General features: G+C 52.3%; 15 protein-coding genes. 2 read left to right on the forward strand and 13 right to left on the reverse strand.

The window, feature by feature from the left end; all coding sequences use genetic code 11:
* Nucleotides 1-3: 3 nt before the first annotated feature.
* The 12 genes from QZJ86_RS19580 to QZJ86_RS19635 all read right to left on the reverse strand — a co-directional run bounded on the left by QZJ86_RS19580 (nucleotide 4) and on the right by QZJ86_RS19635 (nucleotide 9,077).
* Nucleotides 4-321: a hypothetical protein gene (locus QZJ86_RS19580; protein WP_301672207.1), complete on the reverse strand. Its 318-nt coding sequence runs from the start codon at nucleotides 319-321 to the stop codon at nucleotides 4-6.
* Nucleotides 311-2,725, reverse strand: coding sequence for a type IV secretion system protein TraC (gene traC, locus QZJ86_RS19585; protein ID WP_301672208.1), 2,415 nt, complete (start codon nucleotides 2,723-2,725; stop codon nucleotides 311-313). Before traC ends, QZJ86_RS19580 begins: the two co-directional genes overlap by 11 nt.
* Nucleotides 2,722-2,979: an RRXRR domain-containing protein gene (locus tag QZJ86_RS19590; protein ID WP_026600537.1), complete on the reverse strand. Its 258-nt coding sequence runs from the start codon at nucleotides 2,977-2,979 to the stop codon at nucleotides 2,722-2,724. The genes traC and QZJ86_RS19590 overlap by 4 nt, the downstream gene beginning before the upstream one ends.
* Before the next feature lie 13 nt (nucleotides 2,980-2,992).
* Nucleotides 2,993-3,292 (reverse strand): TraA family conjugative transfer protein, encoded by a 300-nt coding sequence (gene traA, locus QZJ86_RS19595; RefSeq protein WP_064007116.1) that lies wholly within the window; start codon nucleotides 3,290-3,292, stop codon nucleotides 2,993-2,995.
* A gap of 131 nt (nucleotides 3,293-3,423) precedes the next feature.
* Complete coding sequence (locus QZJ86_RS19600; protein WP_301672209.1) at nucleotides 3,424-3,936, reverse strand: TraV family lipoprotein; 513 nt, start codon at nucleotides 3,934-3,936, stop codon at nucleotides 3,424-3,426.
* Nucleotides 3,933-4,757 (reverse strand): DsbC family protein, encoded by an 825-nt coding sequence (locus QZJ86_RS19605; protein WP_301672210.1) that lies wholly within the window; start codon nucleotides 4,755-4,757, stop codon nucleotides 3,933-3,935. Before QZJ86_RS19605 ends, QZJ86_RS19600 begins: the two co-directional genes overlap by 4 nt.
* 27 nt (nucleotides 4,758-4,784) lie before the next feature.
* Entirely contained in the window at nucleotides 4,785-6,164 is a 1,380-nt protein-coding gene (locus QZJ86_RS19610) for a TraB/VirB10 family protein (RefSeq protein WP_301672211.1), read from the reverse strand.
* Nucleotides 6,164-7,141, reverse strand: coding sequence for a TraK domain-containing protein (locus QZJ86_RS19615; protein WP_301672212.1), 978 nt, complete (start codon nucleotides 7,139-7,141; stop codon nucleotides 6,164-6,166). The genes QZJ86_RS19610 and QZJ86_RS19615 overlap by 1 nt, the downstream gene beginning before the upstream one ends.
* Entirely contained in the window at nucleotides 7,138-7,749 is a 612-nt protein-coding gene (locus tag QZJ86_RS19620; protein ID WP_301672213.1) for a TraE/TraK family type IV conjugative transfer system protein, read from the reverse strand. Before QZJ86_RS19620 ends, QZJ86_RS19615 begins: the two co-directional genes overlap by 4 nt.
* Nucleotides 7,746-8,027, reverse strand: a complete 282-nt coding sequence (gene traL, locus QZJ86_RS19625) for a type IV conjugative transfer system protein TraL (RefSeq protein ID WP_064028648.1) — start codon at nucleotides 8,025-8,027, stop codon at nucleotides 7,746-7,748. The genes QZJ86_RS19620 and traL overlap by 4 nt, the downstream gene beginning before the upstream one ends.
* Before the next feature lie 199 nt (nucleotides 8,028-8,226).
* Nucleotides 8,227-8,535, reverse strand: a complete 309-nt coding sequence (locus tag QZJ86_RS19630; RefSeq protein ID WP_301672214.1) for an integration host factor subunit beta — start codon at nucleotides 8,533-8,535, stop codon at nucleotides 8,227-8,229.
* Entirely contained in the window at nucleotides 8,535-9,077 is a 543-nt protein-coding gene (locus QZJ86_RS19635) for a hypothetical protein (RefSeq protein ID WP_301672215.1), read from the reverse strand. Before QZJ86_RS19635 ends, QZJ86_RS19630 begins: the two co-directional genes overlap by 1 nt.
* Before the next feature lie 211 nt (nucleotides 9,078-9,288).
* Here QZJ86_RS19635 and QZJ86_RS19640 point away from each other — a divergent pair, with 211 nt between their 5' ends.
* Nucleotides 9,289-9,846, forward strand: coding sequence for a hypothetical protein (locus QZJ86_RS19640; RefSeq protein WP_301672216.1), 558 nt, complete (start codon nucleotides 9,289-9,291; stop codon nucleotides 9,844-9,846).
* Entirely contained in the window at nucleotides 9,843-12,038 is a 2,196-nt protein-coding gene (gene recD2, locus QZJ86_RS19645; protein ID WP_301672217.1) for an SF1B family DNA helicase RecD2, read from the forward strand. The genes QZJ86_RS19640 and recD2 overlap by 4 nt, the downstream gene beginning before the upstream one ends.
* Before the next feature lie 217 nt (nucleotides 12,039-12,255).
* Here recD2 and QZJ86_RS19650 read toward each other — a convergent pair whose 3' ends face one another.
* On the reverse strand, nucleotides 12,256-13,674 hold the full coding sequence (locus QZJ86_RS19650; RefSeq protein ID WP_301672218.1) for a Shedu immune nuclease family protein: 1,419 nt from the start codon (nucleotides 13,672-13,674) through the stop codon (nucleotides 12,256-12,258).
* Nucleotides 13,675-13,990 lie beyond the last annotated feature (316 nt).

The following is a 13,990-nucleotide window of genomic DNA, read 5'->3' on the forward strand; positions in this document are numbered from 1 at the left end:
GGCTTAGCGTCCGGTTTGTCGAACATAGACATCCTCCGGTGCGGCCACCACCGCTGTTGAATCGATCACCAGATAACCTGCGTCACTAAGCTTTTTGGCTTGACCCTGCCAGTCATCGACAATTTTGGCCATCTGTTCCTGGCTGGCATTGGGTGGTATCGATTGAATCAATTTGGCTCTGTCGAACACGAATACCGGCGTCACCAAATTCAAGCGTTCTAAGGGCTGTTGTAATTGCTGTTGCGCAGCCAACCAGCCACCGAGACATCCCAGACAGACAGCGATTAAAACAGTGCTGAGCCATTGTGATTTAGCGTCCATGATTCAACTCCCGTGTTTTAGACTGGCGACTGTCGATGAGTTGTTGAATGGCATCGCCCAGACTCAAACCTTGCCGGCGCAATTGCTTCAAGGCGTTGACGTCTTCGGGTTTGGTGGAGAACAGAATGCGTTTGAAGGGATCAACGATCAGACGGCCAATCCCTGAGCCCATCTCGGTGATGAAAAAGATTTCCGAGTAGGCGCCGGGCAAGGTATGCACGGTTTTCAGGAGTTCATAGCCGCCATCCGACAACGGTAGGCGGCGATCCTGCTTCATGCCTTCGATGACTTCGGCTTTCTGACCGAGCAGATACATGTTGGCCGAGTTCTCGACAATGGCCCGGCCAGCGGCATTGCGGTACAAGTCGTTCACCGACTGGGTGATGGTCACCGCTGCACCGCCGTATTTCCGAAACCGGCGGTACCCGTGTTCCATGAACTTGGCCACATCGCCTTCGGTGAGCAAATCCCAGGCTTCGTCGATGATGACGATCTTCGGCCGGTTGCGTTCGCCCAGATACATTTCCTGCTGGATTTGGTAGATCAGTTGCAGCAACACGACTTGTTGCAGATGTTTGCGGCCCTTGAGTTCTTCCAGTTCCAGCACGGTAAAGTCATTGGTGAATTTGGCGTTGTTGCGGCCATTGAAGTAACGACCGTATTCGCCACGAGTCGTGAACGGAAACAGTTGTTCGCCGACATCCTTCAAACGTTGATCGGTTTCGGCGCAGAGCTGCCGGGCGATGTCGTCGACGGACATGGCCTGGGCCTTTTCGGTCCACAGTTGCTTCAGAATCCGTTTCAGACCTGCAGTTTGAAAGTCAGTGAGTTTTTCGGTGGGTGCCGCCATCTGGCTCACCAATCCGGCTAACATATCGGCTTCTTCCTCGAAGTTTTGCACGATCTCGAACGGGTTCATGCAGATGTTCGAGCCATGGGTGAACTTGACGAAATCGCCTTCCAGCACTTCGCAGAGGTTTTCGTAAGAGCGGCCGACATCGATGGCCCAAATCTGCGCGCCTTCGGTCAGATAGCTGACGATGATCTCGTTGGTCAGGAAGGATTTACCTTTACCGGATTCGGCAGCGATGCAGAGGTTATAGTTGCCGGTGGTATCAAACAGCGACACAGCCATGTGTTCGCCGTTACGGGAGACGAAATTCAAGGTCGGTGTCCCGGTGCCGGCCCAATCACCGAACAGCGGTAATAACGGAATCGCATGGCGCGTGGCCAAGGTGCGATAACGTTTCAGGTCGGCAATCGCTGAACGTTCCGGCCCAAAGGGTAAACAGTTCAGGAAAAACGGCATGCAGAAATACTTGTCTTCCAAAAGCTGAAAGCCCAATTCCCGAAAATACACCCGAGCATTGGAAACCGCTGCGGCTTCTTCCTGTTCGTCGCAAAACAGCAGTACACCGAAATACGCCCGGATCGGCCGATCACCGTCACGGTAGGCGTCAAACAACACGTCGAAATGGTGTTTGCGTTGCACCAGCACCGGTAGAAAACGAGCAATCGGCGTATTGACCTGGTTGGTAATGAATTGCCTTACGCCTTCTTGTTTTGAACGGGTCGATTCGGCGTCAGGATAATGCAGGGTCAAACTGAGCAAGGTGTTTTGACGAATGCCGCGGGTGCCGGACAAAATGTCGCCCAGATAACTCTTGGCGCTGCCGAAGTAAAAATGATCCGGTGTGCGTTTGGCGGATAAGGTCTTAACGCGTTTTTGTCCTAGCCAAATGCCTTTTTCGTCGGTCCGAATCGCATTGTCGAAATCCAGCAATTGATCCCGTATCAATTGGGTAGGATCGCACTCAGGTACCACCCGGTCTTTCCAGCCGGCATCGGTCTGCCAGTTGAGCAACGTGTTGAGGATGCGGACATACTGATCAGCACCCAACACCTCCGGATACAAGCCAATGGTCGACAACGACTGTTGCGTAGCGAGTTGCAATTCAGTTGCCCGGCGGATGTCACTTTCACTGGGCCGGGGATGCGCCATGGGCAATTTCACGGTCACGAAAATGTGGCTGCGCCGCAAGCGAGCCCCCGAGATCGATTCCGGCGGTTTGGTGGTGCCTTGTCGCAGAAACTCGATACTGGCTTGAGTCATGGTTTTATAGGTTGGCTTTTGCTGTTTCAAGCGCCGGGTCTGCATGATCGCCAGCGATTCTTCGATGTCAGGCGAAGTCCAAAGGCTCACCTGCAACAAGGTGTCAGTCGGCCAGTCCTGGTTTAGCAACACGTTGACGCGCGCGGAAACGCTGGCATCGGCGCCGGTCAGAGGTCGGCACAGAAAGCCAAAACCAATACTGCTATCGGCCATCAAGAACAGATGATGGTCATATTCATAAGCCAGTACCGTGAATAACTGATCGGCACGTTGGCGTTGCGCGGTGGTCATGGGGTCTGATCCTCGAAATACAGGTGTTGCATGGCTTCGGTTTGATGCTCGGCACGCAGGCGAATCGTAAAGGGATGTCGACAAACGCGAACCGCACGCTTTTTGCGTTTCAACTGCCGGGCTCTAGCCGGATGACAGGGGTTGATCGGCTGACCATTGGCGGCTTGGACCTTGACGGTCCGCTTATCCTTCGCCAATGTGCAAGGGCGGCGGTTGCCCGCCGCGTTCTCGGTATCAATAGTTGAACCGGTCATCGTTATTCCAGGCCTAAATCGTGGCCGTCACGATGTTGGTGATAATGGTCGGTGCCGCAAACAGGCCGACCCCGCTGGCAATTCCTAGCACGAAGCCCATGATACTGCCACGCACGACACCGGCGACTAGGCCGACGATGACGAACACGATGGCGATGATGCGGCCGAGCAAGCCTTCCACCCAGCCGGTCAGCAAGGTCCAGACGTTGTTGAACTCGGTACCGCCAGCACCGGCCATGGCGTCGGATGCCATCAACATAAAAAATAACGATGCCAGGGTCACCAGTACCCCGGTTCGATGCGATGTTTTCATCAAAAATATCCTCTATGTAGTTAAAAGACGGTTGCCCGTCGAATCTCGGACGTTCAGTCCGGCAGGTTTTAAGCGGTTGCCCGCTCACTCTCGCAGGGGGTGTGGTACCTGCGGTGAAATGGGATCAAGGATCAGGGCAATTGTTTGCCTAATCGATTCACTGGATTCTCGTCATCAGTGGTATCGACGCTGGATCGTTTCTCCGGTGGGCGTTGCTCGACTTGTAAAGGAATCAACGACGAACTGGCTGTCGGTGCCGCCTTGCCGATCATCCAACGCCGGGGTTCCAGTTCGGTGTAGACGTAGTTGGACACCATCAAATCGCCCTCGGCATCTTCCCAAGGCGCGATCCAGATCCGCATCACCTGGGATGGCGTTCGAATAGGCGTGGGATCTTCGATCTTGGGCACGGGTTGTTGTAACGGTGGTGCGAGTGCCGGTTTTGACATTGGCTCTGATTCCTGGCTATTTTCCGGAGGGGCTTCCGGCAACGCCGTATTGGTCACATGGTAGGCCTGCGTCGTCGACAGACAGCTGGGTTCGTCCGGCATGCCTTTACAGCCGTAGTCGGTGGCGCAGCCGGTGGTGATGGCGATCAGCAGTACACTGAGGCTATAAATAGAAAACTGATGAAAGCGTTTCATGGCATTTTCTCCGTGGCGTTTGTGTTTTGTGCGTTTGTATCGGGCGTTGTTGCCAGACTGGGCGACGGTTTCGGTTTATCGGCCAACCAATCGGCTAACGATTCAGGCGCGCCGCTGTGGGTGCGGCCATCGGGCGCAATCAGAAACGGTACGCCCTTCAAATCGAACAACTTGGCAGTGACCACGGCTTTTTGCAGCGGCTCTTTGTTGCACTGCACCGGCGGTTCGGTCGGCAAGCCGGTGTAATCCTGTTTCAACAAGCGGTCGCGCACGGCGTCTTTGGTTTTGGCATCGCTCGCGCCCAGCTGACAGGCAAGTTGCACGACGATGTTTTGCGATTCGGGGCCGAGGATGGGGACCATCACCAGTTTGAAGGTGTAATGGTCTTGCAAGACTTGCAGGTCTTTCATGACCTTGCCGCAGTATGGGCAACGCGGATCGATGAATACCAACACCTGGCCTTTGCCGTGACCAACCGTCACGGCGCCGAGATCGTCAGCCTTGAGTTTCATCCGCGATAGATCGATGCGGTTGGCGATTTTGTCGATATCGGCCAATTCCTTGATCTCCTGCTGGGTCCAGATGTCCATCAATTTGCCGCCGTAAAAGGCAAAGCGGCCATTGCTGGAGATAAACACCGTCTGCTCGCCGGTTTTGACCATCTTCAGGCCCGAGATCGGCAAGTCTTGCATGCCGTCGATTTTGATCGAGAGCAAACCGGCGGCAATATCCGAGACCGTCTGCTTTTGCGGATTGGCGGCCAGGGCGATGGATGTACCGATTAACGTGGCTATCAATAAAGAAATTTGGCGTAGCGTCATAACGACCTTTGGAGTTGGGTTAAAGAATCAGCTCGGTGACTTCAGCTTCAGCGCCGTGCCTTTTTGCACGATGAAGTTGACCTGGCGAGTCGCATCGACTTCGATGACCGGGTAAATCTCTTCGGCCATGTCCATGTAAAAATGCGACAGTCGCTCCATGGCATAACCGGCGCCTTTCAGGGCACCGCCTTCCATCGACTGCGAGGAAAACGCGCTTTGAAACGGTGTAGTACCGGAAAGAGCCCCCAGTCCGCCGGTCATCAACATTGGAATCTGATTGCGGCCGAAGGCATCGGAAAAGCCGCGTAAAAAGCCCGCCATCATGGATTGGGCGAGTAGCGCGCCTTGTTTGGAAACGACGCGGCCACGTACACCGTTTTTGCCGTCTTCGCCGGTGGCGTAGGCATTCATCGGGACTTCGATTACGCCACCGTCCTGGCGTACGCAGGAAAAGGTCTCGCCGCGAAAGTAGGCGCGCTCGGCACTCAAGTCGCCGAAGCCCGCGGCCAACAGAAAGCACTCGCGCACATCGGCATGGAAACGGTTGGGCAAGATGGCTTCCTTCTTGATCCGGAACAGCACCGGCATCGGTTCTTTCTTGGCTTTTTTGCCGGTCGGGGCATCGAGGCCATTCAACAACACGCCGGTCAAAATACTGCCGGCGGGGATGAATACATCGCTATTGGCGTGGCCTTGCTGCGACTGCCCGTGAGCGTTGGTCGTCGCTGCGTCTTTGTCTTTACCATTGGACTGGTCAGCGCCTTCCTGGATGACCCGAATTTGCATCGCCGCCGGTGCTTGGTTATTGGCTCGTGCTCCTGAGACGCCGGTATTGCTAGCAGTCGGTGCGGGAATAGCGGCTTGCTCGAACACGCGGTTGAGATCGTCTTGCCCGTTGTCGAACGGCGGATAGCTTGGGCGGCGGTTTGACGGTCTTCCCGGTGTAGTTGTCTCCACGGTGGTTTGACTGACGTCGCCAGGGTTGCCAGCCACTGCCGTTGTAGACGCTTTGTTCTTCAACGTCTCAACTTCACCGGTGACCGCTTGAAGCTTGGCTTCATAGGCTTCCCGCTCAGCGGTGGTCCATTGTTTGAAACGCGTTTCGTCGGATTGCTGTTCGCGCCGTTGCTGTTCTTCGATAGCCGCCAGACGGCGGGCTTGTTCCTCGTTCTTCTGCAGCAGATCGCGCAATTGCGAGGAAATGCCGTCGATACCCAGCGAGCGCGGATCGCTATCAGTCAGAATATGTTGGATGGTCGCTTGTTTACTCAGCGGCTTGCTGACTTCCGGAGTGACGGTGGCCAGCGCGATGATGACGGCCAACAGCACGGTACCAATGCTGCCGACGGCCAGATTGCGTTTGGCGGTCGGACTCAAGCGTGTCCACCACGAATCGACGGTTGCCATTACGGTTGGCCTCCGCTCAGTAACGAAGGCCGCAAACTGGATGACGCTTCAGGCGATTGTCGGACCACGACATACAATTCGGTGGCTTCCTGCGGCTTCAACACCACGTTGGGCCAGACTGAAACGGCCAGCACGTCCTGTTGGGTGGTCGCGCAACTGCGTTCGTCGAGCTCAAGCATCTCGCTGCCAGTATTCTTGGCAAGTCCCACCAGAATCAGCCGATCCTGGCCTTCCAGAACTTGGCCGGTTTTAATCTGCACGCGGTCTTGCAGGCAGCGAATCTGTTCCTGCGGCTTGGGTTCGCGGAGTGAATAGCCGGGCGGAGTCTTTTGCAAACCCAAATCCCGAAATAGCGTTTTTAGCTGGCTGATGTAGGCTTGTTCCTGTTGGCCTGAAGTTCGGTTCGCGGCATCCGATCGTTGCCATTGGTTCAGTAACTGGTAACTGTCCTTATCCAAATCGAGATGGATTTCTCGTGCGGGAATGCGTTTGGGGATCAACGTCAGTGATAGCGCAATGTCCTGGTTGTCTCCAGGGGTGATGTATAAAGTGATCGGCGTTTCGTCGGCGGTGGCGACATAAACGATTTTGCCTTTGGTACTAGTGGTGGCTTGACTGGTGGTCGTGACTACCGGATGTTCGAACGGCGTGACCAGGCGATTCAAGTGGCCGACGGCAATTGGCATCAGTTCGTTGATGCCGGGTTTAACCGCAATGTGCTGCGGGCCGATTGATGTGACTGATGCTGAGTTTGACGCTGCCGCTTGTTGTTTGGCGGCTTTCAATACGCTGGCATCAACCGGCGGTAACTCGATGCCTAAATCGGGCTGCGACGGAACAATGGGTTGTGATGGCGATGCGGATGACTCTTCGGCCACGGTGGTGACCGGTGGTAACACAGTCAACGGTAAATCATCACCGGCCCAAGCGCCGTTGACTAGGGAAAGTAATAGCCAGGGGGGCAACAATCGTTTCATGGTTGAGCCTCATGCGGTTGACCCTGAGTGGCTTTCAAGCGGGCCAGGGTTCTAGGTGAATCCGGATAAACGTCGATGTATTCCAGGCGGGGCCGATAGTTTTTGATGGCAATGACGAATTCGTAGGTACGGGGCTTCACGTCCGGTTTGGAACTGGGGCCTTGACTTTTCAGTTCGCCGCTGACAAAGACTTTGTTGGTCTCGACTTCGTAATCGACATGACGCGGGGTGAAACTAATCGCGACCCGGTCCATTTTGATGGCCTTGATTTGATCGCTCATGGCATCCAGGACACTGCGGTAAATATCCGGCGCCAATAACGGCTCGACCGCGGTTTTCAGAAAGTCGGCATTGGCTGGGGTGGTGTTGCCAAGCAATTCGGCTAGGAACAAGCCCCACGACTCTTTGAACTCGCTGGAAGCTTGGCTGCGGGTGACTTCGACTTCCTGGGTGAGGGTAGGGGGCACCAGAATGATGCTGCGCTCGGTACGCCAGGCGGCCAGCGAGGTAATCACGCAAACGACGAGCAATCCAATGATGACGACTCGGCTAAACCGGTTCTCGGTCTCGTGTCCATCCCAGGTTTGCAGAAAATCCGACCATCTCATGGCAGGAACCGGCGAATGTAGGGATTGGGGATGGTCTGCGCGCGACTGGGCAAAAGACCCAGCCAATACAACGCATGCAAGGTATAGCCATCAGGCCGGTTATCGCGGAAACGCCGGTAAAACTTGACTGCGATGAATCCAAGCGCCAAGCCGGGGATGAACTGATCGATCAACATGCCGGTGAGCATGCTGACCATGAAGGGTACGATCTCGTCTGCACTCCACAACAGAATGTGAATCGGATCGTCTATCGATTGAGGGATGGCAACGGGTTCCATAATGACCTCCGGTTGGGATGGTCATTATTTTGCAAATGATTTTGGGCGAGTTGCCTACAATAAAGGTCAAATACGCCCTTTATTGTAAGAGTGCAGAATTTTTTTAAAAATCGGGACGAAAGGAATCAATTCACAGGGTTTTTTGCCTCTAATTGCAATAAACCCTGATGGTTTTTAGGTCTCACGCAAGGAGATTTGTCTAATCACCATTTATGGGTACCGCTGCTCTCGAACGTTCGACTCGCTCACGTAAATCCAGTCCCGGCTTGAAATGGGTGGAATGCCGAATGGGCAAGCTCACTTGTTCGCCTGTCTTGGGGTTACGCCCCATCCGGGCGGCTCGTTGAATCCCCGAGAAGCCACCGAAACCACGAATTTCAATACGCTGGCCTTGTGCCAAATGCTGGGTCATCACCTCGATGGTGATGTTGATCGCCATTTCGACATCGCGTTGCTGTAAATGGGGCAATTTAAGGCTGATGTGTTCGATGAGTTGGGATTTAGTCATTATCGGGTATGCGTTATCGGCAGTGTCTTGCCGCCTTGTTCGATGATCACGGCCTGTTTGAGTAAGTCGCTCGCGGTGGGGTATTTATCATAAAGGCCGCCAATGCCACGATAGTAAGTCATGGTATCAAACGGCTCTGACGCTTGTTTTCGGATCAATTCAGCCAGTCTTGACCTGAACTCCTGTGAAACGGTCACCATGCGCAGGCCTTTAACAATTTTGGTATCCGGTTCGACCAAGACCAGATTAAACGGCAAGTAGGCTTCACCTGCATCAATGGTTTCGTCACCGGCTAGATGGATGGTAAACGCCAAGTCCGACCAATCCAGAAAGCCTTCGATTTTAAACAAAAAGAACAGATGGTTTTGTTCGGCAAATAACGCGAACGAGGCGGTGCCATTCAGAAAGGCTTGGATTTCGCCCGGCGAAACTGAAAAATTAAAAGTCAATAACGGCGCGCCATTAGCCAGAACAATACTCATGCCTTCTTCAGGCATGTCATGTTCGAAGCGTTCGCCCACGCATAGTTTTATAAAGTCCATAGATTCTGTTTGGATTAATCGTCCTGGTAGATGTTCTGTCCGCCAACCCAGTATAGCGGACTGGGTACCGTTCGGTCGCGCCGTATAACCTGCGTGAAACCGAGAAGCGAAAAAACGAGGCGGCTCCGTATGTTACCCGATGCCTGGCACTATTTTGGCGATATAAAAGCCGGTAATATCACGGTAAAACCGTTAACGGGGGACGTCAGCAATGGACTACACTGCAATTCTTGAAGCGCTCAATAAAGCATCACTGTTTGATTTACATCGACTACAGTCTGCCATTTATCAGGAACTCATCAATCCGGTTCGGGTAGAACAGGTGAATGCGCAATTGAAAGCCGGCCAATCGATTAGCTATTTCGACCCGCAAGCCAACGGCTTGATCGATGCCGTTATCTTGAAGATTCAAAAGACCCGTTGCCTGGTGAGAAACGTCAAAGACCAAAAAAATTGGAACATCCCGTTTTATTACCTCAATCTGGATGACGTTGATACGGCGCTTCAACCCAAACCGCATACGACCGGGATTCCCAAAAGTGCATTGCAAGTCGGTACACGCGTAGGATTCAGGGGCCGGGACAACCACGAACTGTTCGGCGAAGTCATCCGGCTGAACCCCAAACGGCCACTATCAAGATCAGTGAGCAGCATACTTGGCTGGTGCCTTATTCACGTTTGTTTCCTGTCATTGATGGCACGTCCTATGAGTCGAATCTCTCGCAAGCGTCCTTGTTTATCGAACATGACGAGGTTTAGTAGCCCATGACGCTACAGGCTGCGCCAGCGCATGCGGAAAATCCCGTCGAAAAACTGCACGGCTCCATCGAACGTGTCACGTTTCATAGCGAGGCCTCGGGATTTTGCGTGTTGCGGGTCAAGGTCAAAGGTAATCGTGAACTGATTACCGTGATCGGTTCGGCCGCCAGTGTCACGGCGGGTGAATACATCGAATGCCTGGGGTGCTGGGTTAACGATCGCCAACATGGCCAGCAATTCAAAACCATCTCCTTAAAAATCGTGCCGCCGACCACGTTGGATGGCATCGAAAAATACCTGGGTTCCGGCATGGTCAAAGGCATCGGCCCCCATTTTGCCAAGAAGCTGGTCAAAGCCTTCGGTGAGCAGGTGTTCGATGTGATTGAGCAGACACCCGAGCGTCTGTTGGAATTACCGGGAATTGGTAAGAAACGCCAGGAACGTGTGACCCGTGCTTGGGCGGAACAGAAAGTGATTCGGGAGATCATGGTTTTTCTGCAATCTCATGGCGTCGGCACATCGCGTTCGGTGCGAATATACAAAACCTACGGTGATCAGGCCATCGAAAAAGTGCGAGAAAATCCGTATCGTCTGGCATTGGATATTCATGGCATCGGCTTTAAAACGGCTGATACGCTGGCACAGAGGCTCGGCATCGGCCCGCAATCCCTATTGCGTGCCCAAGCGGGTGTCCGACATGTCTTGCAGGAATGGTCTGGCGAAGGTCACTGCGCCGCTATTCGGAGCAATCTGTGCGAAATGGCGGTGAAACTACTGGAAATTCCTCCGCCGATTATCCACGAAGCGATCGCGGCGGAATTAACCGAAGGCAATTTGATCGCCGAAATCGATGGCAGCGACGAATTCATTTTTCTGACGCCTTTGCATCGCGCTGAAATAGGCTGTGCCGCCAACCTAAATCGATTGAATCAAGGTGATGCGCCATGGGGTGCGATTGACGCGGATAAAGCCATTCCCTGGGTGGAAGAGCAAACCGGCATGACATTGTCGCAGTCGCAATCTGTCGCTGTTCGATTGGTACTCCAGCATAAAGTCTCGGTGATCACTGGCGGTCCCGGTGTTGGCAAAACCACGCTGGTCAACAGTCTGCTCAAGGTTCTCAAAGCCAAACGCGTTCGGATTGGTTTGTGTGCGCCGACGGGGCGAGCGGCAAAACGGTTAACTGAATCGACCGGCATGGAAGCAAAAACGGTGCATCGTCTACTGGAGTTCGATCCGACGCAGTTCGCGTTCAAGCATAACGACGAAAACCCGCTAGACCTCGATTGCTTGGTGATTGATGAGTCGTCGATGATGGATGTTGTTTTGATGAATCAGCTGTTAAAAGCCATCCCGACAGAGGCCGGGGTTTTAATCGTCGGTGATGTTGATCAATTACCTTCGGTCGGCCCCGGATCTGTGCTGGCTGACATCATCGAATCCGGGCAAATTGCCACCGTGCGTCTGACCGAAATTTTCCGCCAGGCCAGTACTTCCAAAATCATCACTAATGCTCACCGGATTAACCACGGGCAAATGCCGGTGGTGGATAAGACTGAAGCTCTTAGCGATTTTTATTGCCTGTACGCCGAAACACCTGAGGAGATTTTCGCTAAATTGATGCAAGTCGTCCTCGAACGGATTCCGCAGCGTTTCAAATTTCATCCGGTCAACGATGTGCAAATTCTGACGCCCATGAATCGCGGTGGTTTGGGTGCGCGGTCGTTGAACATCGAATTGCAAGCTCGGTTAAACGGACACAGCGAACCGAAGATTACCCGTTTCGGCAATACCTATGCGCCGGGCGATAAAGTCATTCAGCGGATTAACAACTACGACAAGGAAGTCTTCAATGGCGACATTGGCGTGATCAAAAGTATTGATCTTGAGGAAAACCAAGTCAAGATTTTATTCGACGATCGGGAGGTCGACTACGAATTCAGCGATCTGGACGAAATTACACTGGCTTATGCAACCAGCGTGCACAAATCGCAAGGCTCCGAATATCCGGTGGTGGTCATTCCTATGGCCATGCAGCACTTTATGCTGCTGGAACGTAATCTGCTGTATACCGGCGTCACGCGTGGAAAACAATTAGTAGTCGTGATTGCCCAGCCCAAAGCGCTGGCGATGGCTGTCAAGAATCAGCAATCACAGCGCAGGATCACGCATTTGGCGGCTAGGTTGAACGAAAATACGTGACTATTGTTACGCTGTACTTGTCGAGATCGGCCAGTTGCGGACGGAAGGTTTTTTTGGCAAACGTCCGATGATTGACCTATAGCCGCCTGCTATTTGGTCGTGAAGATCCGTTATGTTGGAATATGGAAACTGACCCTATGCGTGAAATCTGTTTGTCACTGTCAGATCAAGTTAAGTTAAAACTTATTCCCTTGATTTTACATATTTTCAATAGTTGTCAGAACGGCACCTCTTCATCGTATCCCAAGGGTTGTAGGGCTTTCTGAATTTCTGTAAGTCGCTCTAGAAGCTCATCGAAAGTAACGATTACGACGTCAGACAAAGAATTCCTAAGCAGCTCAAATGATTTTTTTTGCTGGTGCTCTTTAGGCATGATGCCTGCAATAACGAAACATCGCACCGCATAAGAGTGAATATCGTAACGATTCATGTTGTTTTTCATAACCGGCAGTTCGCTCTGCAATTTGAAACGCTGATCAAGAACTTGAGCAATCGCCCCGCCTAAGTCTGTTGAGGGTCCGTATACATCATCACCCCGGTAAGGAGTTTTGCCAAGTAACTCTGCTTCGGGTTTCTTTATCTCAATAAGCCCCAGATTACCTGTAGAAGCAGATGCGTATACGAAATCAGCAACTTTTGAGCCGCTGCCATTTAGCCGTTTACCACCAGCATAAGCCTGCCCCTGAACCATCATGGTTGGTATGGCAAAGGCAAGGCTAAGTATGAAGGGATTTCCCATGAAAAAATTCTGCCACTTGCTTTCTGAGAGTCCTTGCTCAAGCATTTTTTTATAGCGCTCAATCAACTGCTTTAATGTGACAAGCTCGATCTCGCTTTTCAACGCCAGAAGTGTATTTGGCTCAGCTTCGGCCAACACTTGCACATTATCTTGTACCATACGAACGGCGGCCTGCCGATCACGCTTGGAAAGTGTTACGCGATCGCGTCCTCCATTGGTCATTTCTGAAATTGCGTCAGGAGTTAGCTTCTTTTTGAGAGTAGGAAACTTCACTGGATCCGCAGCATTTAATAAGGTCTGGTAAGTATGAAATACCTTGTCCTTGCGTGCATAACGTTGATAGCGGGAAGCGATACGGTTTAATTCCTTTCTAAGTTCATGAAATCTTCTTATACCGAGGGTAAAGAAAGGTGGATTAATATTGGCATCATCATCTCCGTTTCCTCCATGAACTAACAAAACAGTTACCCCATCCAAGCCAGCAATGGTTTCACAGATATGCCGGTATTCCCAGAGTAGACCCAAACCAAATCGAAAGTCCTTTGAGAAGCCATCAGGCAAAAGCTTAAGCAATTCCACAACATCGTCGGTTGTCGTAGGTAATGGATAAGGTTCAATTACGGGGCGAGTGATAACAATGCGTTCAAGATTGCCGTACTTGGGCCATAGAAAATCATCACGATCATTGCGGATATTGAGTGGCCAAATAGTCAATTGATCAGAGCATACATTAAGCAGTTTAGCCATTGGAGAATCTGGCTTACGCTGTGCGGCCGGTATGTCCGTATAGAAAACGTTAGTACCTCCCTCTTCGAGCTCAGCATCCTCAATGAGCAAAAAAGGGCCGCCGTCCTCACGTTCCTGTAGATTGAATGCTGAAGGTCTGATTGATGCCACTAGCTATTCCTTTGGTTTTTATAATCGGCTATTTGCATTCTAAGGTTTGAAATCTGCACAACCCAACTTTTTATTCTGAGCTTTTTTGTGCAAAACATGGTGGGGTTGGTGCTAAGCGCAATAGCTAGTTTTGTGCAAAAGTTGGTTGGAGGCGATGTCCGTTACCGCCAAGGTCGTGCATGTCGAAACCGGTTACAACATGCCAGCACGTGTAAAGGAAGTGACTTCCAGCTTCGCGACGGATAAAACCACTCGCAAATGCTCCCTTTATTGACTGACCGTCCCAGCCCGGTAGGGTGGGCACGCTTTTTGTGCC

Source organism: Methylomonas montana, from assembly GCF_030490285.1.
GTDB classification, from domain to species: domain Bacteria; phylum Pseudomonadota; class Gammaproteobacteria; order Methylococcales; family Methylomonadaceae; genus Methylomonas; species Methylomonas montana.